This window comes from Klebsiella sp. S69 (assembly GCF_016516145.1).
Taxonomy (GTDB): Bacteria; Pseudomonadota; Gammaproteobacteria; order Enterobacterales; family Enterobacteriaceae; genus Klebsiella; species Klebsiella oxytoca.
The window spans coordinates 1-21918 of the sequence record NZ_JACVUU010000015.1 but is presented as its reverse complement, the minus strand read 5'-3'; the positions used below and the strand labels follow the sequence as shown (position 1 = coordinate 21918).

Sequence of the window (21918 nt, the reverse complement as noted above, 5' to 3'; positions counted from 1 at the left end):
GAATGTCTTTAATTAGTATGCACGGCGCCTGGCTCTCTTTCAGCGATGCGCCGCTGCTGGATAATGCTGAACTGCATATCGAAGATAACGAACGTGTCTGCCTGGTGGGGCGCAACGGCGCGGGTAAATCGACCCTGATGAAGATCCTCAACCGCGAACAGGGTCTTGATGATGGGCGCATTATCTATGAGCTGGATCTGGTTGTGGCGCGTTTGCAGCAAGATCCGCCGCGTGACGTCACCGGAACCGTGTATGACTTTGTGGCGGAAGGGATTGCTGAGCAAGCAGCATACCTCAAGGGTTATCACGATGTTTCGCAGCTGGTGATGACCGATCCGAGCGACAAGAATCTCAATGAGCTGGCGCGTCTGCAGGAACAGTTGGACAATTTAGGGCTGTGGCAGCTCGACAGTCGTATTAATGAAGTGCTGGAACAGCTGAATCTGGATCCTAACGCCGAGCTATCATCGCTCTCCGGCGGCTGGCTGCGTAAAGCGGCCCTCGGTCGCGCGCTGGTCAGCGGGCCGCGGGTGCTGCTGCTCGATGAACCGACCAACCACCTCGATATTGAAACCATCGACTGGCTGGAAGGTTTCCTGAAGATGTTTAAAGGCACCATCATCTTTATTTCGCATGACCGTTCTTTTATTCGCAATATGGCGACGCGCATTGTCGATCTCGATCGAGGCAAGCTGGTGACCTATCCGGGTAACTACGATCAGTATCTGCTGGATAAAGAAGAAGCGCTGCGCGTAGAAGAGCTACAGAACGCGGAGTTCGATCGCAAGCTGGCGCAGGAAGAAGTGTGGATCCGTCAGGGGATCAAAGCGCGCCGAACCCGTAACGAAGGACGCGTGCGGGCGTTAAAGGCCATGCGTCGCGAACGCGGCGAGCGTCGTGAAGTGATGGGCAGCGCGAAGATGCAGGTTGAAGAGGCCGCGCGTTCGGGCAAGATTGTGTTCGAAATGGAGAATGTTAACTACCAGGTTGATGGCAAGGTGCTGGTTAAAGACTTCACCGCCCAAATCCAGCGCGGCGACAAAATTGCGCTGATTGGCCCGAACGGCTGCGGCAAAACTACGCTGCTGAAGCTAATGCTCGGTCAGCTGCAGGCGGATAGCGGGCGTATTCATGTAGGCACCAAGCTGGAAGTGGCCTACTTCGACCAGCACCGCGCGGAACTTGATCCGGATAAAACGGTGATGGACAACCTTGCGGAAGGTAAACAGGAAGTGATGGTGAACGGCAAGCCGCGCCACGTCCTGGGCTATCTGCAGGATTTTATGTTCCATCCGAAACGCGCGATGACGCCGGTGCGTGCGCTATCGGGCGGCGAGCGCAACCGTCTGCTATTGGCGCGTCTGTTCCTTAAGCCCAGTAACCTGTTGATTCTCGACGAACCGACAAACGATCTGGATGTCGAAACCCTCGAACTGCTGGAAGAACTCGTCGACGGCTATCAGGGAACCGTGATGCTGGTTAGCCACGACCGTCAGTTTGTCGATAATACGGTAACAGAGTGTTGGATCTTTGAAGGCGCAGGGCAAATTGGCCAATACGTTGGCGGCTATCATGACGCCCGCGGTCAGCAAGCGCAGTACCTCGCGCGTAAGCAGCCGGTTTCCAAAAAGAGTGTTGAAGTTGCTCAACCGAAAGCAGAAAGTGTCAAACGTGCTGCCAGCAAACTAAGCTATAACCTGCAGCGCGAGCTGGAACAGCTGCCGCAGAAGCTGGAAGAACTGGAAGCCCAGCTGCAGAATTTGCAGGAGCAGGTTGCCGACCCTTCTTTCTTTGGTCAGTCGCATGACCATACGCAGCAGGTACTGGCGCAGCTGAGTGAAGCGGAGCAGGCGCTGGAAGCCGCCTTCGAACGCTGGGAATATCTTGAAGGGCTAAAAAACGGCGCATAAGCTGAGGAGTTTTCATGTGCGATCATCATCATGCTGCGCGGCATATTCTGTGCCGACAATGTGATCTGCTGGTGGCTTTGCCGCAGCTGGAGCATCGCCAGAAAGCTGCATGTCCGCGCTGCGGAACGACATTGACAACGTCATGGGACGCGCCACGGCAGCGTCCTACCGCGTATGCGCTGGTCGCGTTGTTCATGTTGCTGCTGGCCAATTTGTTTCCCTTCATCTATATGAAGGTCGGGGGGATTAGCAGCGAAATTGAATTGCTGGAAATCCCGAACGTCCTCTTCACCGAGGACTATGCCAGCCTCGGCACGTTCTTTTTGCTTTTCGTCCAGCTGGTGCCGGCTTTTTGTCTGGTCACTATACTCCTGCTGGTCAACCGGGTGCGCATGCCATCCGGGCTGAAAGCGTTTCTGGCGCGTATTCTGTTTCATCTTAAAACCTGGGGAATGGCGGAAATCTTTCTCGCCGGGGTACTGGTCAGCTTCGTTAAGCTGATGGCCTATGGCGATATTGGCGTTGGCCTGAGCTTTGTCCCGTGGTGTATGTTCTGCGTATTACAGCTGCGGACGTTCCAGTGCGTGGATCGCCGCTGGCTGTGGGATGATATTGCGCCAATGCCGGCTATCAAGCAGCCGCTGAAAGTTGGCGTGTCCGGACTGCGTCAGGGGCTGCGTTCATGCTCATGCTGTACAGCGGTGTTGCCGATTGATGAGGCCGTCTGTCCGCGCTGTCATACAAAGGGGACTGCCCGGCGTAAAAACAGCCTGCAGTGGACGCTGGCGCTGTTAATGACTTCGCTAATCCTTTATATGCCCGCCAATATTCTGCCGATCATGATTACCGATCTGCTTGGCGATAAAATGCCTTCCACCATTATGGCGGGGGTGATCCTGCTGTGGAGCGAAGGATCCTATCCAGTGGCGATGGTGATATTCATCGCCAGTATTATGGTGCCAACCTTAAAAATGATCGCCATTGGCTGGCTCTGCTGGAACGCCAGCGGCAGGGGAGATCGCGACTCAGAGCGCATGCATCTGATTTATGAAGTCGTCGAGTTTGTTGGCCGTTGGTCAATGATTGATGTGTTTGTCATCGCAGTCCTCTCCGCTCTGGTGCGCATAGGTGGGTTAATGAATATCTATCCGGCGATAGGGGCGGTGATGTTTGCGCTGGTGGTAGTGATGACAATGTTTTCGGCCATGACCTTTGACCCGCGTTTGTTGTGGGATCGTGAGCCAGATTCAAGCCATGAGGAAAGACTGCAGCATGGAAAATAAGAGCGGAGAAGCGAAGGTGCAAAAGGTGAAGAACTGGTCACCGGTGTGGATCTTCCCGATAGTGACGGCGCTAATTGGCGCCTGGATTCTTTTTTATCACTATAGCCACCAGGGGCCGGAAGTGACCCTGATCACAACCAATGCCGAAGGCATTGAAGGGGGAAAGACCCGCATTAAAAGCCGCAGCGTTGACGTCGGCGTGATTGAAAGCGCAACGCTGACGGACGACCTGACTCACGTGGAGGTTAAAGCCCGACTGAATTCTGGCATGGAAAAACTGCTTCATCAGGATTCGGTTTTTTGGGTGGTTAAGCCGCAGGTTGGTCGTGAAGGTATCAGCGGCCTCGGCACGCTATTATCCGGCGCCTATATCGAACTGCAACCGGGGACCAAAGGCTCTGTCCCTGCGCAGTATCCGCTGCTGGATTCACCGCCGCTGGCCTCACCCGATGCGAAAGGCATTCGTATTCTACTGGAAAGTAGCAAAGCGGGTCAGCTGTCACCCGGCGACCCGGTGCTTTTCCGCGGCTATCGTGTAGGTTCGGTGGAAACCAGCACCTTCGATGCGCAAAAACGCAATATCACCTATCAGCTGTTTATTAGCGCGCCTAACGATCGGCTGGTCACTAATAACGTGCGTTTCTGGAAGGACAGCGGTATTGCGGTGGATCTGACCGCGGCCGGCATGCGCGTTGAGATGGGATCGCTGTCGACGCTGTTTGGCGGCGGCGTCAGCTTTGATATCCCTGAAGGACTCCCGCTAGGGGAACCGGTGGCGAATAAAACCGAATATCATCTGTTTGACGATCAACGCAGCATTCAGGACTCTGTGTTCACTCAACACATTGACTACGTGATGTTCTTTAAAGATTCTATTCGCGGTCTGCAGCCCGGCGCGCCGGTTGAATTCCGCGGTATCCGTCTTGGGACCGTAGGCAAGGTACCGTTCTTTATTCCAGGCCTGAAGCAGAACATAAACGACGATTACCGTATCCCGGTAGAAGTGCGAATTGAGCCGGAACGTCTGATCAATCAGTTAGGCGCCGATCCTGACATTCGTAAGCATATCGATGATCTAATGAATCGCGGGCTGCGCGGTTCGCTTAAAACCGGCAATCTGGTGACCGGCGCGCTGTATATCGATCTCGACTTCTATCCGAAAGCTCCTGCGCGCGGCAAGATCCAGGAATTTGGCGGTTATCCGATTATTCCGACCGTAAGCGGTGGTCTGGCGCAGATCCAGCAGCGCCTGATGGATGCGCTGGATAAGATTAATAATCTGCCAATTAATCCACTGCTGGAGCAGGCAACCAGTACGCTGGCGCAAAGTGAAAAAACCATGCAGCACGTACAGGCGACGCTCGACAGTCTGAATAAGATCACCTCAAGTCAGTCTATGCAGCAGCTGCCGGGTGATATGCAGAGTACGCTACGTGAACTTAATCGTAGTATGCAGGGCTTCCAGCCTGGCTCCGCGGCTTACAATAAGATGGTTGCGGATATGCAGCGTCTTGACCAGGTGCTGCGCGAACTGCAGCCGGTACTGAAAACGCTTAATGATAAGAGCAATGCGCTGGTATTTGAGGCGAAGGATAAAAAAGATCCGCAGCCGAAAGGAGCGAAATAATGAAGAAATGGCTAATAGCGGCGGCGGTATGCGCGTTGACGGCATGCAGCAGCGGCGGTGAGAGTAAAACTTACTACCAGCTTCCCGTGGCTCAGGGCGGCGCGCAAAGCGCCGCACACCAGAGCAAAAATTTGCTTTGGGTCGAGCAGGTCAGTATTCCGGATTATCTTGCCGGTAACGGGGTGGTCTATCAGACCACCGATGTTCAGTATGTGATTGCAAATAACAATCTGTGGGCGAGTCCGCTCGATCAGCAGCTAAGAACGACGCTGGTGGCGAACCTTAGCAATCAGCTTCCCGGCTGGGTCGTGGCTTCTCAACCGCTGGGTAGCGAGCAGGATACCCTAAACGTATCCGTCAGCGGTTTTCACGGTCGTTACGATGGTCGGGTTATCGTTAGCGGTGAGTGGTTACTGAAGCATCAGGGACAGCTGATTAAGCGGCCATTCCATATCGAGCTCAAGCAACAAGAAGATGGCTACGATGCGATGGTGAAAACGCTAGCTCAGGCCTGGACTCAGGAAGCGGCGGCGATTGCCAGCGAGATTAACCGCTTGCCATAAGTAAAATTAATAAGAAAAAAAGCCGCAGCGAAAATGAAAATCGCAGCGGCTTTTTTATTTGTCTCATCAGATTGTTACTTGTGCTGGTTCACAGTTTTTGTACAAATGAAGTTTCATGTAGCTCACAAATATGACAATGGCGTGAATTTTGCGCATTGACGCTATCCCCGATTCGCGGTATTCGTTAACCGTGGTTGCGTATTTAGTGACCATTGTTTTCTTTTCCACCAGATCAAAGAATGAGGGAAACGAGGCATGAAGAGACAAAAACGAGATCGCCTGGAACGGGCACATCAGCGTGGGTACCAGGCCGGTATTACCGGAAGGTCGAAGGAAATGTGTCCTTACCAGACCTTAAACCAGAGGTCTTATTGGCTGGGAGGCTGGCGAGAGGCCATGGAGGACAGGGTACAAATTGCCTGACTGTCTCTTTAAAAAGAAGCCTCCGCTGCGCGGGGGCTTCGCCGTCTATAAGCGTGACTGCTTATATCAGAATGAGGAAGTGTCCTGGAACAGGCCCACTTTCAGATCGGTTGCGGTGTAGATCAGACGATCGTCAACCAGCACTTCACCATCCGCCAGGCCCATAATCAAACGACGATTTATCACGCGTTTGAAATGAATGCGGTAGGTTACTTTCTTCGCCGTTGGCAGTACCTGGCCGGTGAGCTTGACTTCACCTACGCCTAACGCACGACCTTTACCCTCGCCACCTAACCAGCCCAGGTAGAAGCCCACCAGCTGCCACATGGCATCCAGACCCAGACAGCCCGGCATTACCGGGTCACCAATGAAGTGGCAACCGAAGAACCACAGATCCGGGTTAATATCGAGTTCTGCCTCGACATAACCTTTGTCATAGTTACCACCGGTTTCGGTCATTTTGATGACGCGGTCCATCATCAGCATATTTGGCGCCGGCAGTTGAGGGCCTTTCGCGCCAAATAGTTCACCACGACCGGAGGCAAGAAGGTCTTCTTTTGTATAGGATTCGCGTTTATCTACCATGTTTTCAGTAAGCCTTATTTTGAGTTCGGGACGCAGGATAGCTAACACGTGTAAGCTGAACAAGTCCGATCAGTTCGAACCTGAACCGCCTAACCAGCGTAGCGGCCACGGAAAGCGATGACGACTCTCTTGCTGTGTCGCCTGCGCAATCCGCTCCTGTATGGTTTGCCGTAAAGTTTGTCCTTCGCCGTCCCAGAGTAACTGGGTCAGAATGGGCAGCGCTTCGGTTACGTCATCGACCGCCCAGATAAAGAACTGTTCATCCGCAACCGCCTGTTGCAGCTCCTGCGCCAGGCTCAGATGACGAACGTTGGCGGAAGGAATAATGACGCCTTGTTTACCGGTTAGCCCACGCTGCTGACAAATAGCAAAGAAGCCTTCAATTTTCTCATTGAGCCCGCCTACCGGCTGTACGCGACCAAACTGATCGACTGAGCCGGTAATGGCGATACTTTGATTAATCGGCACATTGGCCAGAGAACTGATCAGCGCGCACAGTTCGGCCATGGATGCACTGTCGCCATCCACTTCACTGTATGACTGCTCGAAGGTCAAAGATGCGGTGAAGGGGAGCTGTTGTTCAAGCTCCAGCTCGGACATCAGGAATGCCTGCATAATCATCATGCCTTTCGCATGAATATTGCCACCCAGTTCCGCCTTGCGCTCAACATCAATAAATTCACCGTCGCCAATATGCACGACGCAGCTGATACGAGAAGGCTCGCCAAACGCGCGCGGATGGCCCGGAAACTCGATGACTGAGAGGGCGTTGATCTGCCCTACGCATTCGCCTTCCGTCTCGATCAGGATTTGCTCCTGCAGGATTTCATCCTGGATGCGTTCGGCAAGATAGCCTTCGCGCCACAGACGACGCTCAAGCATGGTTTGCATCTCTTCGGCGCTAATCTCGTCACCTTCACAGAAGGCGGTGGCTTCGCGAAGCTGGCGGGCGATCCACAGTATGCACAGGGGCAAGGTTTCCTGGTCACCGGTATAGCGAGCGCCTTCCTGAATCAACAGCGGCCAGGCGGTAGCGGACAGCCCCGGAAGTTCGAGCCGCTGGGCATTTTGCCAGACCCATTGACACCACTGCTTAAGCGTCTCTGCATCAGCGATTTGCAGGTTATCTTCATATTCGCTGTAGATAGCCTGAGCAGAAAGCTCGGGCTCCATCTCCTGAAAATCAGCAAGAGATTCCCGCTCGCCGACCAGGATCACTTTCAGGCTCAAAGGCATAGAGGGAATGCTCACCGGAAGAGGGCGAGACTCATCAAATGACAGCCAGTCAAAACGCTGGCGAGCCACCATATTTTTTAGCCGCATCCATAGCAGAGGCTGAGCCAGTAAGGCCCGCAAGGAGAGGATCAGTACGCCGCCATTAGCCCGATGGACAAGACCCGGTTGTAAAGCGATCTCGCCGTTAAACTGGCGCACGCAGCCAAATAGCTGCTCCGCTTCGACCCAATCTGCCGCTTCGACCGGCGCGACGCTTGCGAAATTATCTTCAGCGGTTTGCGCCGGCGAGAGCGAGATTTTTCCGCCATCAATCTGATAGCTTACTCCGCAGAGGGATTCCGGCGGTTGATGTAAAGTACGAGTTTCGTTAGCGAGCCATTGCAGGTACTCCGGCTCTTCCGGAATTTTAACCAGCATAAATGGCGAAATGGCTGGAGTGACCAGAAGCTGCTCCAGGGCATAGAATAAACGGGGTTGCAGTTCGCCTGAGAGGGATGCCTCTGCGTGAGCTAAGTCGGCTTGTGCAAACAGCGCCTGATAACTTTCCGTATCAGGAGCGAGGTCGTTTCGGGTAAGTTTCGTAATGGTCAAAGTCGCTGTTTTTTAGTCAGATGTAAAACGCGCGATTATACATTATGCGGCGTCTGAGCACACGGGGGATTGCGATTGTCACGGCGATCGGCCATCTACCAACATCACGAAAGATGATTTATTCTCAGCACATCGAGAAAAAACTGATATCCTGAAATGAGTTACACGGTCACATTGAGATCGCAATGAAATATCAACAACTGGAAAATCTCGAAAGCGGCTGGAAATGGACATATCTGGTAAAAAAGCATCGGGAAGGTGAGCTTATTACCCGCTACATTGAAGCCAGCGCTGCGCAAGCGGCGGTCGATCTATTACTGACGCTTGAAAATGAACCCGTGCTGGTGAATACCTGGATTGAGCATCATATCAACCCAGAGCTGGTTAACCGCATGAAGCAGACGATCCGCGCGCGACGCAAACGTCATTTTAACGCGGAGCATCAGCATACGCGTAAAAAGTCTATCGATCTGGAGTTTATGGTCTGGCAACGCCTCGCCGGTCTGGCTCAAAGACGGGGTAAAACGCTGTCGGAAACCATTGTGCAGTTGATTGAGGATGCTGAGCATAAAGAGAAGTATGCCAGCAAGATGTCGAGCCTGAAGCATGATTTGCAGGTTCTGCTAGGTAAAGAATAGCAATTGGGGCGAGGGTATAAGCGCCTCAACGTTCTGCAGCTTTGACTTTGATGACAGCAGTTGAAGCAAAAAAAACCCCGCATCGCGGGGTTTTTTATTAACGAGATAACTTAAGCCTGCGGCTGAGTTACAACGTCTTTGTAGCCTTTAACTTCGATTTCTACGCGACGGTCCGGCGCCAGGCAGTCGATCAGAGCTGCGCGTGCTTTCACGTTGTCACAGGTGTTGCCAGTAACCGGGTTGGATTCACCCATACCGCGAGCGGAGATTTTGCTGGCCGGGATACCTTTAGATACCAGGTAATCAACAACGGACTGAGCACGTTTCTCAGACAGCTGCTGGTTGTAGGCATCGGAACCGATACGGTCGGTGTAGCCCAGAACAACTGCGGAACCGTCTTTCGGATCCATGTTGCTCAGCTGGGTGTACAGCTGATCCAGAGCCTGCTGACCTTCTGGTTTCAGAGTAGATTTGTTGAAGTTGAACAGAACGTCAGACTTCAGGGTGAAGTGCTTGGTAGTCACTTCCGGAGCCGGAGCCGGAGCCGGAGCTACAACCGGAGCAACATCTTCCTGACCGAAACGGTAGGAAACACCCAGACTCAGCATGCCGTTATCAGGACGGGTACCAACGGTGCCTGCGTCGCCGATGTTGTTAACCCACTGGTATTCCAGACGGGTTGCGATGTCACGAGTAACAGCCCACTCTAAGCCACCCGCGAATACCGGGGATACGCCAGTGTCGTGTTCGCTACGGGAAACACCGGTAGAAGCGTAGTTACCTTTGGAGTCAGCGCGCCAAACCATGCCGCCCAGACGGGTATAGATGTCCAGATCGTCAGTGATTGGGTAACCCAGTTTAGCAGTCAGCTGAACGCCCTGAGCTTTGAAAGCGCCGTTGTCTACGCTGCCTTTATAAGCCATGCGGCCCAGCCAGTCGTAACCCATTTCGAAACCGAGGTACGGGTTAACCTGGTAACCACCGAACGCACCAGCACCCAGCTGATCGTTACGAACTGGACCATTGTTACCTTTGAAACCGTTACCGTAGAAACCGGTATCGTGATACTGGGACCAGCCCAGCTTACCACCTGCATACCAGGTGTTATCTTTCGGAGCGGCCTGCGCTACGGTAGCGAAGCCAGCCAGTGCCACTGCAATCGCGATAGCTGTCTTTTTCATTTTTTGCGCCTCATTATCATCCAAAATTCGCCATGAAGGTTCAGAAGACCTCACGGTTAAATCCTTCACCCGGGGCGTGACTTGTTGTTAACTGTGCTGATACATGCAGCGTAAGCCGATCACCCCTGGCGATGTAAAGTCTACAACTTAGTTAGAAACTTACAAGTGTGAACTCCGTCAGGCATATGAAAAAAAAGGGTTGTGTACGCTATGTTTAACAAATAGGGTTGGCTTCAATCGAGGCAAAAAAAGTCGCGAACCCGCATCAGACAAGCATTTTAACAAAAACGCCCGCGATGAAAGCCAATCTCAGTCGCGGGCAAAAAAAATTCCAGGATTAATCCTAAACTCAGTTAATGATACAGGTTTGAGTGAATTTTTAGCCCGGAATGTTGTCTGCCAGGCTGAGCGGTATTTCTTACCGGACGCATGATAAAGCCCATCGCGTGACCTTCTTCTGCAGCGGCAACCAGTCGTTCATGTTCCTCAACGGTGAGTTCTTCCGACAGCCAGCCAATGACCACGCTATAGTTTCCCGTGCGCAGTGAGCGAACCATTGATTCGAGCGTATTAGCAGGGGAGAGCTGACTGATTTGCATCACCTTGGATAGCGGCAAACCGGATGACTGTACCCATTCGCGACTCAGCTTCTGCTGTGGTGTCAGCCAGAGCTGCCAGCGCGACTGCTGACCAAGCTGTTGTAATAAAGGAAGCAGTAGCAGTTGCGTCATCATGGGCTGATCTTCTCGATAGACTATTTCACTGATCAGCCCGTTAGCTGGCTGTTCGGTAGCGTCATGAGAGCGACGACGTACTGAAGTAGAAGTCAGTGGTGAACGATTTGCGTGAGCTGATGTAAACATAGTCTATCCCGCCTGTAGGTTACTGTATGCATATACAGTATATGCGACAGGATGAAAGATCAACTCTATTTTCTCGTTTTCTGGATGAAATTTGTACATCTTTGGCAATGAAGACAATCTGACAGCGTTGAGTGATGGGGTGTACAGAATGTGAATTCATCGTTGTGGTCATTTCTTCTTTAAAAAATTCCTCCCACAAATTATGACGTTAACCATTTATAAATCGCGGGTGACGCCATGCTTTATGTTCGCCGGGTTGATTAATATTAATTAAGCATTTTACCTTTCCTGCTTTTTACTTCATCAAAAGGCTATTTTCGGAAAGCTGCTCGCAAAAAAACAAGCTGAGTAAAATAAAGAGATAATTCATGTTGCTGCATAAAGGGAACTCCCTTATTTTCTTATTAGCGGATCCGTTAGCAAATTTATGTCTTATTTACATGATTAACAAAGGAATAATCATGAAGAAACTCGTATGTCTTAGGATCCATCAGTTTCGGGCATGTTTGTCTCCATTAGGAAAAATAAGCTGTCGGCCCTTATTTGGTGGCTATAGCCTGGCGATAGATAATACCGTGTTTGCCATGATGGCTGAGGGGGAGATCTATCTTCGGGTTTGTGAGCAGAGTGCGCAGTATCGCGTGGCGCATAAAAACCCGCTGTTGAAGATGCAGAAGAATGGTCGTCTGGTTGCGCTTAAGTACTATCATATAGATGAAGGGCTTTGGCGTGACAGCAAAATGCTTTTTCATTTATCAGTACTATCATTACAGACCGCTCGCAATGAAAAACATCGGCAGCGACATTCCGGAAGATTAAAGAATCTTCCAAATATTAGTTTTCACATGGAGCTCCAGTTGATTAATTCAGGTATCAAAGATGAATTAACGCTGCGAAAAATTGGCGCGAAAGAAGCCTGGCTCAGACTACGAAAAATGAATAAAGCGCTAACGGTAAACGTCCTTTATTCATTAGAGGGAGCTATTGCGGGCGTGCATGCGGCCACGCTCCCGACGCAACAGCGTCAGGAGCTTGAGGAGTGGGCGGCGGTACAGGTACAGGAGATGGAGGCCTACTCAGGTTGAATCTCAACCTGTCGCTGTAGCCGACAAATTTCTGGCAGTAGCGCCAGCAGCAGTCCAATTTGCTGCAGAACTAAAGGCTCTTTGCTGTCGGCGCGAGGGTCAAGATGTTGGATCCGGGTCTGCAGGCTTGCTAAAGCCTGCTGTACCCGTAGTTCATCGGCTGGCGAATGGTGCAGCGCGTCATCCACATAGCACACGGCATCATCCAGCAGCGCCAGAATATCTGGCGTTGTCAGCTTTTCCCTGTGGGCTCCCAGAGCAGAGATATAGCTGGTAAAGGTATGGTTCAGGCAGAGCAAACGAAAAGCAGTTTCCCGCGTTTGTGAGCCCGCTTTGGGTTCTGTTGATAAGTTCGATACGACAGAGGCCAGTTCGCTATCCCGGTTATGCGCGGCTCTGCGTGCAACACGATAGGCCAGGCGGTTGTCGCGCCCCTGGTGATATTGCTCAAGAATGGCATCTAAATATCGGCAGTTGGCATTGATTGCTTGCTCGAGCACTCGAGGGAGATTGCGGAATTTCCAGTCCGGCCAAATAAAACTCACTGCGGCCCAGGCGATAGCGCAGCCAATCAGAGTGTCGAATATGCGCGGTAGGGCAACTTCGAAACCTTCTCCCAGGAGGTTAAAACAGAGCAAGACAAGGAGCGTAATGAACATTGTCGCGTGGGCGTACTGCACATTACGGAAAGCGAAGAACAGCACGCCGGTCAGGACAATCAAAAGCAGCTGGCCTTCAACGGACGGGACGAGGAGCAGTACCGGCAGGCCGATGGCCACACCGATCAAGGTCCCGATTATCCTTAACGCCAGCCGATGGCGAGTGGCGTTATAGTTTGGCTGACAAACAAACAGGCTGGTCAGTAATATCCAGTAGCCATGGTTCAGCCCGGTCAATTGGATAAAGGCATAACCTGCGCACAGGACTATCGACATTCGAACCGCATGACGAAACAGGGCTGACTCAGGAGACATATTACTGCGCAAGCGCAGCCAGATATCGCTAAATCCGTTAGGCTGGTCGTCGGCTAACAGGTTTTCCGTACTGTGAATGGACTGTTCGGTGGTCTGGACCGATTCAATTGTCGCCAGCTGGGCGTCAATAGCCCGTAAGTTATTCAGCAAAAAACCCAGCGCTTTAATCTGTTCCGCTGGCGCGCCGCTGGCCTTAACGCGATCGAGCGCTGCGTCAAGATGCATAAAAGCGCGCTCAAAATGAGTGTCGTGCAGGTAGGGCTCGCGCAGCAGAATGGCACGCGACAGTTTCTGGCAGGCCTGCGCCTGCATTGATAGCATACGCTGAAAGCGGAACATCACATCGCTATAACGAAAATGGTCGCGTAGCGTTTGGTACTGAATATGTGATGAACTCGCACGTTCATGGATATCCTGCGCCACGAAATAGTACTGTAACGTGCGGCGAGTACCGCGCTGGCCGCGATCTCCGCGCAGACGAGTCAGCAGGGAAACTTTGGTCTGGTTCAGCGTAGTCACCAGCTGGCCGTTGGCTATTGCCAGGTCATAGAGCGGGGCCTGGCTTTCATCTTCTATATCCGGATCGAATAGCCGGGATTTAAGCTCCAGATAGCGGGCGAGCTGCTCATAGCTACGTGCCAGATTGTCCTGAAGGGGACGGATAGGGAAAATCAGATGCCCGGCGAGGGTGAGCAGGTTGTACCACACCGCGCCAGCCAGCAAAAACAGCGGCTGGAGATACCATTGGCTGTAAAGCGTTACCCCCAACATGGTGTAGATGGCAATTAATAGCGCGCCAAACGCGATGGTGGCGTAGCGTTGTCCCAGACCACCAAGCAAAATAAAGCCGATAGTGGAAACGGTTAATCCTGCCGCGAATAACCAGGGCCAGGGGAAGAGAAGCTCCACCGAGGCCGAAGCGATAAAGAAGCATACAAGGGTAATGGCCAGATTACGCAGACGTCCTGCCAGACGATCGTCCAGGTCAGTCAGCGCCGCGGCCACGACGCCAAGCGTTAAGGGGATGGTGAGTTTTACTTCGCCGAGCCACCAGGGAAATGCGGTCGTACCGCAGAGTGCGATGAATATCCTGATGTAATATAACCAGGCACTGTTCCAGGTATAGCGGCGTAGCAGGGGGCTGAGCATTTCTCTGTTCCATTCAATTACTGAAAGCGGCGACGCGCGTTGGCTTCACGCGCAGCACGAGCGGTCTCAACGGAAACGACTCGCCGGCCTACCGGCCACAAAGCAATCGCGGCGATTTTAAAATTGGCGATGCCTACCGGAATGCCGATGATGGTCAGACACTGGGCGATCCCACAAAAGATATGCATCAGGCACAACCACCAGCCGAAGAAAATAAACCATAAAATATTCAACAACGTTCCGCCCGCGTTAAGCAGGCTATTCTTTCCCTGAGGGTCGAGTTCATCAACATGAATGGCTTCATTACCATAGGGAAGGAGAGAGAGTTTTGTTATCTCCCAGCAGGAGCGGGTGAGAGGCAGCGTAAAAATCAGTACTATGCTGACCAGCGTCGCCAGAAGCCAGCCGAGCGTGGTGGCGAATCCGCCAAGGATAAAGTTTAAAATATTCAGAACGGTACGCATAAACCCTCGGTTTAATTCTGTAGATAATAAGGTCCGGCCATTGTAGCGTTTTTTACGCTGGAGCACCCGGTCGCTGGCGGTTAAACTTAAAAACATCCAACCTGATTGAAATTCGACATTATATGGAACTCAGAGCGACAACATTGGGCAAACGCATGGCTCAACACCCTTATGACAGGGTGCAACTTCTTAATGCCGGAGTAAAGGTTTCCGGTGATAGCCATGAATATCTTATACCTTTCAATCAGTTATTATCTATTCATTGCAAGCGTGGGCTAGTGTGGGGAGAGCTGGAATTTATCCTCCCGGGCGAGAAAGTTGTGCGATTGCATGGTACCGAATGGACCGAAACTCAGCGTTTTTACCATCATCTGAATGCTCTCTGGCAGCAGTGGAGCGCGGAAATGAGCGAGATTTCCGCCGATCTGCTGCGCCAGCAGTTGGCTGATGTGGCGCGTTCAAGCGCCGAGGGTAAATGGTTGACGCGTCAGCAGGTGTCCGATATTCAGCAGAAAATTCGCCATGCCCTTAGCGGGCTCCCCGTGCCGACAAGCCGCCTTGAGGGATTTGAAAACTGCCGTGAATTATGGCGGCAGTGCCAGAGTTGGTTGGGGGATACGGAAAAGGCCAGGCTTGAGCATAACCAAAAATTTACTGAATCAATGCTGGAACAATATCGGGGATTTTTTGCTGCAGTTGAATCATCGCCGCTGAATCCGGCTCAGGCGCGCGCCGTGGTGAACGGCGAGCGTTCATTGCTGGTACTGGCAGGGGCCGGAAGCGGTAAAACCTCTGTTTTAGTGGCGCGAGCAGGTTGGCTATTGACCCGGGGCGAAGCGGCAGCTGAGCAAATTTTGCTGCTGGCTTTTGGTCGACAGGCCGCGCAGGAGATGGATGAGCGCATTCGCGAACGCCTCGGAACCGACGAGATCTCCGCGCGCACTTTTCATGCTCTGGCTTTGCATATTATTCAGCAGGGCAGTAAAAAAGCGCCGATGATTAGCAAGCTGGAAAACGACAGCGCTGCGCGGCAAAAACTTCTGCTCGAAAGCTGGCAGCAGCAGTGTCAGGAGAAAAAAGCGCAGGCGAAAGGCTGGCGACTGTGGCTGGAGGAAGAAATGGGCTGGCCGATCCCTGAAGGGGATTTCTGGCAGGATAAAAAGCTGCAGCGCCGCATCGCCAGCCGCCTCGATCGCTGGGTAAGCCTGATGCGCATGCATGGCGGCTCGCAGGCTGAGATGATTGCCGGGGCGCCTGAGGAGGTACGCGATCTTTTTAGTAAACGCGTCAAGCTGATGGCCCCTTTACTAAAAGCCTGGAAAACGGCGTTAAAAGATGAAAATGCCGTCGACTTCTCCGGTCTGATTCATCAGGCGATAAATATTCTCGATAAAGGCCGCTTTGTCAGTCCGTGGAAGCATATTCTGGTGGATGAATTTCAGGATATCTCTCCGCAGCGGGCGTCACTACTCGCCGCGTTACGTCGACAAAATACGCAGACCACGCTGTTTGCCGTTGGCGATGACTGGCAGGCTATCTATCGTTTTAGCGGTGCTCAACTCTCTTTGACGACGGCTTTTAATCACTATTTTGGCGAAGGGGATTGTTGCGCGCTGGATACGACCTACCGATTTAATAGCCGGATAGGCGAGGTCGCAAACGGATTTATCCAGCAAAACCCGCATCAGTTGACGAAACCACTCAACAGTCTGATTGCAGGCGACAAAAAAGCGGTGACGTTGTTAGCGGAGGATAAACTCGACGATCTGCTCGATAAAATGAGCGGTTACGTCAAGCGGGAACAGCGGATCTTGCTGTTAGCGCGTTACCATCATTTGAAGCCAGCGGCGCTGGAAAAGGCTGCAACACGCTGGCCCCATCTTCAGCTCGATTTCATGACTATTCATGCCAGCAAAGGGCAGCAAGCAGATTACGTCATTATCCTTGGTCTTCAGGACGGTGATGATGCATTTCCGGCTTCGGCGCGTGAGTCGATTATGGAGCAGGCACTGCTACCACAACCGGAGGATTTTGCCGATGCTGAAGAGAGACGTTTGCTGTATGTCGCACTTACGCGCGCGCGTCTGCGGGTCTGGTTGTTGTTTAATAAAGAGCAGCCGTCACCGTTTGTTGATATGTTGAAGGCGCTGGACGTGCCGGTTGCGAGAAAGCCGTAATGACTGGCGGCGAGGCCGCCAGCGTGGTTTATTTCAGACGCTCAGCGAGATAACGCTGGTAATCAGGAATCAAAATATCGACCGGATCGCTAAAGTGGGGAGACTGGATGATAAAGTCGGCGGTCGAGACATTCGTTGCAACGGGAATATTCCACACGGTTGCCAGACGGAGTAACGCTTTAACATCAGGGTCATGCGGCACCGCATTCAGCGGGTCCCAGAAAAAAATCAAAACATCAATTTTACCTTCTGATATCAGGGCTCCTACCTGCTGGTCGCCGCCCATTGGGCCGCTCAGCATAGCGTGCACCTCCAGCCCGGTTGCGCGTGATACCAGATTACCGGTTGTACCTGTTGCCGATAGCGTATGTTGTGCCAGAAGCTGCTGGTGGCGCTCTACCCATTTCATCAGCATATCTTTACAGTGATCGTGAGCAACCAGCGCAATATGTTTACGTGCTGGCAGTGTACGTGTTGTTAGTTCCATCATTTCATTCCACATTTTGACCTGCAGACAGATTACTGGAAGTGTCTGCTGCTGCAAGCATCGGGATGAAAAAATTTGACGCATCTGCGGGTTAGCACTAATGCTGGTTTATTCGGATTAGCATACACTTGGGCTAAATAGCAGGAGGATGATGATGAAAGAGAACGATATCGCAGGTATTCTGACCTCGACCCGGACTATCGCCCTGGTGGGGGCAAGCGACAAACCCGATCGCCCAAGCTATCGGGTGATGAAGTACCTTCTGGAGCAGGGATATCACGTCATTCCGGTTTCTCCTAAGGTTGCGGGTACTACGCTGCTGGGGCAAAAAGGATATGCCACGCTGGCCGAGGTGCCGGAAAAAGTGGACATGGTTGATGTCTTCCGCAACTCAGAAGCAGCCTGGGGCGTTGCCCAGGAAGCGGTGGCTATCGGTGCTAAAACTTTGTGGCTACAGCTAGGGGTCATCAATGAACAAGCGGCAGTGCTCGCCCGAGACGCCGGTCTAAACGTGGTGATGGATCGCTGTCCGGCGATAGAAATTCCGCGATTAGGATTAGCCCGCTAAACCTAAAACCCCGCTTGACGCTGAGGAATCCCCAGTAATGGGCGGGTGAAAAAAGACAGGCATAGAGTTTTGTGATCTACTGATTGTGCTATCAATTCAATGAGATCACCTCTATGCCTGCCTGCCGAGTATGTCAGAATTTCTTCCGGGATGCTTTAGCTCCGTTTCACAAATACCGACAAAATGCCCTCCTTGACGCCACGCTTGCCTTAATCAACGGCGCGTCACTGACGCTGACCAGTATCGGACGTTATTTACCCGGCGCTGCTCAGGTCAAAAACAAAATCAAACGAGTTGATCGTCTACTGGGCAATAAATCACTCCATCAGGATATTCCTCTGATTTTCAATGGCATTATCACCATGCTGACACGGAAATTATCGCTGTGTGTTATTGCGGTTGACTGGAGTGGCTATCCGTCTCAGGAATATCATGTGCTCCGCGCCAGTCTGCTTTGCGATGGGCGTTCGCTTCCGCTGTTAAGCTGGATAGTCCCGTCAGAAAAGCAGCAGAATGGACAGATACAAAAGGCCTTCCTTGATGCCCTTGCCGGGGCGGTGAACCCGACGGCCAGAGTCATCATCGTTACCGATGCGGGCTTCCAGAATGCCTGGTTCCGGCATATCCGGTCGCTCGGATGGGATTTTATTGGCCGTGTCAGGGGTAATATCCAGATGCGCCTGAACAGCAAAGGTGAATACTGGTTCAGACGTCAGGAATTACAGGCCAGCAGTAAACCAGAATATCCGGGGCCAGGCACGCTTGCACGGGCGGAGTATGCCCGGTGTGAGGGACATTTTTATCTGCACAGGAAAGAACCAAAAGGCCGGAAACACCGGCACTCAAGGTGTCGTATAAAACGCAAATCTCAGGTTTGCGACGGGCGCTCTTCAGCAAAAAAGCCGTGGCTCATCTTCAGCAGCACAGACGACTTTAAGCCACGTGAAATCATGAAGTTATACAGTCGCCGAATGCAGATAGAGCAGAACTTCCGCGATGAGAAAAGCGAACGGTTCGGGTTCGGTCTGCGGGCCAGTTACAGCCGTTCAGCGGGAAGAATGCTGGTGCTGAGCCTGCTGGCAACGCTGAGCACAATAGTCCTGTGGCTTATTGGTTATCATGCAGAAAGTAAAGGATTACATGTAAGGTATCAGGCCAACAGTGTTAAATCGCGGCGGGTAATCTCTTATCTGACGTTAGCGGAGAATGTCCTGCGACACTCCCCGCTAATATTAAGGCGAACGGTGCTGAGCACCGTTCTTAACCACCTCGCCAGAGCCTACCGAAGTATGGTGCTGGTTTATTAGCGCTGTTTTATGGGGATCCCTCAGCGGCAGGCCGGGGTTTTTTATTATGCATATGCATTAAATTATTTGTGGGTAGTATTTTAATTAAAACTACATCGAAACGTTTCTTTAATTTCCGATAACTCACATTAACTTTGTGGGTTTAAAAGACTCTCTCTGAATTCCCTCTTGCTTATTTATAAATTTCCCCATTCACAAACAATTTATTTTTATAAGTAAACCATTATAAATATAATGGATATTGCTTAAAATTTATTTTAAACTTTAAATTATTTTTTGCTTTTTCTTGCATGATTTTTTTGAGAGATATCACGGATATTTTTCTATTATCATAAAAATGGCGGTTTAACGCTATTAGAAAAGTATTATCCATGACTTTATCTTTATTGTAATAACCGTGAGTAACCGTTTTAATTATCTCTCTTATTAACATCTCAAAATGTAAGCTCATTATTTTAACATTATGTAATATATGGGGTTTGTGTTATTTCAGGATGTGAATGGAATGTTTTCCCTCTCCTTGCGGGACTGCAAGTTCTGGTATATCTAATAAGATGCCTAATTAAGAATTATCTCATACCTCAGACTGCGTCTTCATTTCAAGGGTGTAACCTGATGAAAAATATAAATGTGACAGTGAAAGAAACGGGTGTTGAATACACCGTTGATGGCAATCTAATTAATCTCAATACGCAGTCAGTGGTTCTCCTGCACGTTAAGCGTGAAGATATTAGTTCGTATACCCGGCAAGGTAATGATCTGGTTCTAAAACTCCACAACGGCGATACCGTTACTATTAAAAACTTTTTCGTTGTGGATGAGCATGGACAGCACAGTGATTTGGTGCTCATGGATGATGAAACCGGCGCACTATGGTGGCTGGAAGGTGCGGGTACCGATGGGGCCCACTATTCGCTGATTAGCGATCTCTCAGAAGTCATCGCCTCCGGAGGCGCAGGGCAAAGTATTGCCGGATGGGTAATGGCGGGCGCGGCTTTGCTGGGTATTGCGGCAATGTTTGCTGGTACCTCAAATAAAGATCACCACTCTTCGATTTCAGAAACTGACTCAGATGCGGACAGTGATTCGGACTCCGATAGTGACTCGGATGCTGATAGCGACTCGGATAGCGACAGCGATTCTGATTCCGACAGCGATTCCGATTCAGACAGTGACTCGGACTCTGACAGCGATTCCGATTCTGATAGTGACTCGGATTCTGATAGTGACTCGGATTCTGATAGTGACTCGGATTCTGACAGCAACTCGGATTCTGACAGCGACTCGGATTCGGACAGCGATTCCGATTCGGACAGCGACTCTGACTCTGACAGCGATTCGGATTCCGACAGCGATTCGGATTCCGACAGCGACTCGGATTCCGACAGCGACTCGGATTCCGACAGCGATTCCGATTCAGACAGCGATTCGGACTCCGATAGTGATTCGGATTCCGACAGTGACTCGGATTCTGACAGTGACTCCGATTCAGACAGTGACTCGGATAGCGACAGCGATTCGGATTCAGACAGCGATTCGGATTCAGACAGCGATTCGGATTCTGACAGTGATTCTGACTCTGACAGCGATTCCGATTCTGATAGTGACTCGGATTCGGACAGCGACTCTGACAGCGACTCGGATTCCGACAGCGATTCCGATTCGGACAGTGACTCGGATAGCGACAGCGATTCTGACTCTGACAGCGATTCGGATTCGGACAGCGATTCAGATTCAGACAGCGATTCCGATTCGGACAGCGACTCAGATTCTGACAGTGACTCGGATTCGGACAGCGACTCGGATTCTGACAGTGACTCGGATAGCGACAGCGATTCTGATTCAGACAGCGATTCGGACTCGGACAGCGATTCAGATTCAGACAGCGATTCTGACTCTGACAGCGATTCGGATTCTGACAGCGACTCCGATTCAGACAGCGATTCGGATTCCGACAGTGACTCGGACTCCGACAGCGATTCTGACTCTGACAGCGATTCTGACTCCGACAGCGATTCTGACTCCGACAGTGACTCGGATTCCGACAGCGATTCGGATTCCGACAGCGATTCGGATTCCGACAGCGATTCTGACTCTGACAGCGACTCGGATTCAGACAGTGACTCGGATTCCGACAGCGATTCTGACTCTGACAGCGACTCGGATTCCGACAGTGACTCGGATTCCGACAGCGATTCTGATACTGAAGCACCCACTGCAGCACAGAACATCACGGTTAATGACAATGTTGGTTCCATCACTGGTGTGCTTCATTCCGGTGATGTGACCGATGATACAACGCCGGAGATCAAAGGGACGGCAGAAGCGGGCGCCACGATAACGATTTATGACGGCGATACCGTACTGGGTTCAGTGGTTGTGGATCAGGATGGCAACTGGAGCTTTACTTTACCGGAGCTTAGCGAAGGTCCTCATAGCCTGAGCGCTACGGTGACGGACAAGGCCGGAAACGTCAGCGAGCGTTCCCCGGCGTTTGAGCTAACGATTGATACCACCGCGCCGTCTGCCAGTGCGCCGGAGGTGACCGACGACGTGGCCGGGCATACCGGCCCGCTGACCAGCGGCGATCTGACCAACGACGCCACACCGACCCTGAGCGGTACCGCCGAGGCGGGGGCCACGGTCACGATCTATAACGGCGACACGGTACTGGGTACGATGGTTGCAGGTGAGGACGGACGCTGGAGCTACACCCCTGATGCACTGGATGAAGGCAGCCACAGCCTGAGCACCACCGTAACCGACAAGGCCGGGAACGTCAGCGAGCGTTCCCCGGCGTTTGAGCT

General features: G+C 51.8%; 18 protein-coding genes. 11 read left to right on the top strand and 7 right to left on the bottom strand.

Annotated features, from left to right (window positions below; all coding sequences use genetic code 11):
* Positions 1–2 precede the first annotated feature (2 nt).
* From IAE27_RS15500 to rmf, 5 genes are all read left to right on the top strand, one after another.
* Positions 3–1910, top strand: a complete 1908-nt coding sequence (locus IAE27_RS15500) for an ABC transporter ATP-binding protein (protein WP_004100750.1) — start codon at positions 3–5, stop codon at positions 1908–1910.
* Positions 1911–1924: 14 nt separating this feature from the next.
* Entirely contained in the window at positions 1925–3193 is a 1269-nt protein-coding gene (pqiA, locus tag IAE27_RS15495) for a membrane integrity-associated transporter subunit PqiA (RefSeq protein ID WP_004100751.1), read from the top strand.
* Positions 3183–4820, top strand: coding sequence for an intermembrane transport protein PqiB (pqiB, locus tag IAE27_RS15490; protein WP_105890003.1), 1638 nt, complete (start codon positions 3183–3185; stop codon positions 4818–4820). Before pqiA ends, pqiB begins: the two co-directional genes overlap by 11 nt.
* Complete coding sequence (pqiC, locus tag IAE27_RS15485) at positions 4820–5383, top strand: membrane integrity-associated transporter subunit PqiC (protein ID WP_004100758.1); 564 nt, start codon at positions 4820–4822, stop codon at positions 5381–5383. The genes pqiB and pqiC overlap by 1 nt, the downstream gene beginning before the upstream one ends.
* 255 nt (positions 5384–5638) lie before the next feature.
* Complete coding sequence (rmf, locus tag IAE27_RS15480) at positions 5639–5806, top strand: ribosome modulation factor (RefSeq protein ID WP_004100764.1); 168 nt, start codon at positions 5639–5641, stop codon at positions 5804–5806.
* A 66-nt stretch (positions 5807–5872) separates the two neighbouring features.
* Here rmf and fabA read toward each other — a convergent pair whose 3' ends face one another.
* Together fabA and IAE27_RS15470 are read right to left on the bottom strand one after the other, a co-directional pair.
* Entirely contained in the window at positions 5873–6391 is a 519-nt protein-coding gene (fabA, locus tag IAE27_RS15475) for a bifunctional 3-hydroxydecanoyl-ACP dehydratase/trans-2-decenoyl-ACP isomerase (protein WP_004100765.1), read from the bottom strand.
* 69 nt (positions 6392–6460) lie between these two features.
* Positions 6461–8218 carry an AAA family ATPase gene (locus tag IAE27_RS15470; protein WP_070557427.1) on the bottom strand — a complete coding sequence of 586 codons (1758 nt, stop codon included), beginning with the start codon at positions 8216–8218 and terminating at the stop codon, positions 6461–6463.
* A gap of 185 nt (positions 8219–8403) precedes the next feature.
* On the opposite strand from IAE27_RS15470, the gene matP reads away from it, so the two are divergent.
* The gene (gene matP, locus IAE27_RS15465) at positions 8404–8856 is read left to right on the top strand and encodes a macrodomain Ter protein MatP (protein ID WP_004100768.1); all 453 of its coding nucleotides are present in this window, start codon (positions 8404–8406) and stop codon (positions 8854–8856) included.
* A 110-nt stretch (positions 8857–8966) separates the two neighbouring features.
* On the opposite strand, the gene ompA is transcribed toward matP, so the two are convergent.
* Positions 8967–10037 (bottom strand): porin OmpA, encoded by a 1071-nt coding sequence (gene ompA, locus IAE27_RS15460; protein WP_004100770.1) that lies wholly within the window; start codon positions 10035–10037, stop codon positions 8967–8969.
* A 353-nt stretch (positions 10038–10390) separates the two neighbouring features.
* Positions 10391–10900: an SOS-induced cell division inhibitor SulA gene (sulA, locus tag IAE27_RS15455; RefSeq protein WP_026055887.1), complete on the bottom strand. Its 510-nt coding sequence runs from the start codon at positions 10898–10900 to the stop codon at positions 10391–10393.
* Positions 10901–11361: 461 nt separating this feature from the next.
* On the opposite strand from sulA, the gene IAE27_RS15450 reads away from it, so the two are divergent.
* Positions 11362–11985 carry a TfoX/Sxy family DNA transformation protein gene (locus tag IAE27_RS15450; RefSeq protein ID WP_070557448.1) on the top strand — a complete coding sequence of 208 codons (624 nt, stop codon included), beginning with the start codon at positions 11362–11364 and terminating at the stop codon, positions 11983–11985.
* Here IAE27_RS15450 and yccS read toward each other — a convergent pair.
* Positions 11973–14108 (bottom strand): YccS family putative transporter, encoded by a 2136-nt coding sequence (yccS, locus tag IAE27_RS15445; protein WP_105890006.1) that lies wholly within the window; start codon positions 14106–14108, stop codon positions 11973–11975. The two genes, IAE27_RS15450 and yccS, sit on opposite strands and share 13 nt — an antisense overlap.
* Positions 14109–14125: 17 nt before the next feature.
* Complete coding sequence (locus IAE27_RS15440) at positions 14126–14572, bottom strand: YccF domain-containing protein (protein ID WP_004100782.1); 447 nt, start codon at positions 14570–14572, stop codon at positions 14126–14128.
* 122 nt (positions 14573–14694) lie between these two features.
* On the opposite strand from IAE27_RS15440, the gene helD reads away from it, so the two are divergent.
* A complete protein-coding gene (helD, locus tag IAE27_RS15435) occupies positions 14695–16749 on the top strand; it encodes a DNA helicase IV (RefSeq protein WP_016808043.1) in 2055 nt (684 codons plus the stop codon).
* A 28-nt stretch (positions 16750–16777) separates the two neighbouring features.
* On the opposite strand, the gene mgsA is transcribed toward helD, so the two are convergent.
* Entirely contained in the window at positions 16778–17236 is a 459-nt protein-coding gene (gene mgsA, locus IAE27_RS15430; protein WP_017146187.1) for a methylglyoxal synthase, read from the bottom strand.
* Between the two features lie 154 nt (positions 17237–17390).
* On the opposite strand from mgsA, the gene IAE27_RS15425 reads away from it, so the two are divergent.
* From IAE27_RS15425 to IAE27_RS15415, 3 genes are all read left to right on the top strand, one after another.
* Complete coding sequence (locus tag IAE27_RS15425; RefSeq protein ID WP_004100789.1) at positions 17391–17804, top strand: CoA-binding protein; 414 nt, start codon at positions 17391–17393, stop codon at positions 17802–17804.
* A gap of 113 nt (positions 17805–17917) precedes the next feature.
* A complete protein-coding gene (locus IAE27_RS15420; RefSeq protein ID WP_200092642.1) occupies positions 17918–19111 on the top strand; it encodes an IS4 family transposase in 1194 nt (397 codons plus the stop codon).
* A gap of 615 nt (positions 19112–19726) precedes the next feature.
* Positions 19727–21918, top strand: a 2192-nt coding sequence (locus IAE27_RS15415) for an Ig-like domain-containing protein (RefSeq protein ID WP_200092639.1), incomplete at its 3' end; no start/stop codon positions are given.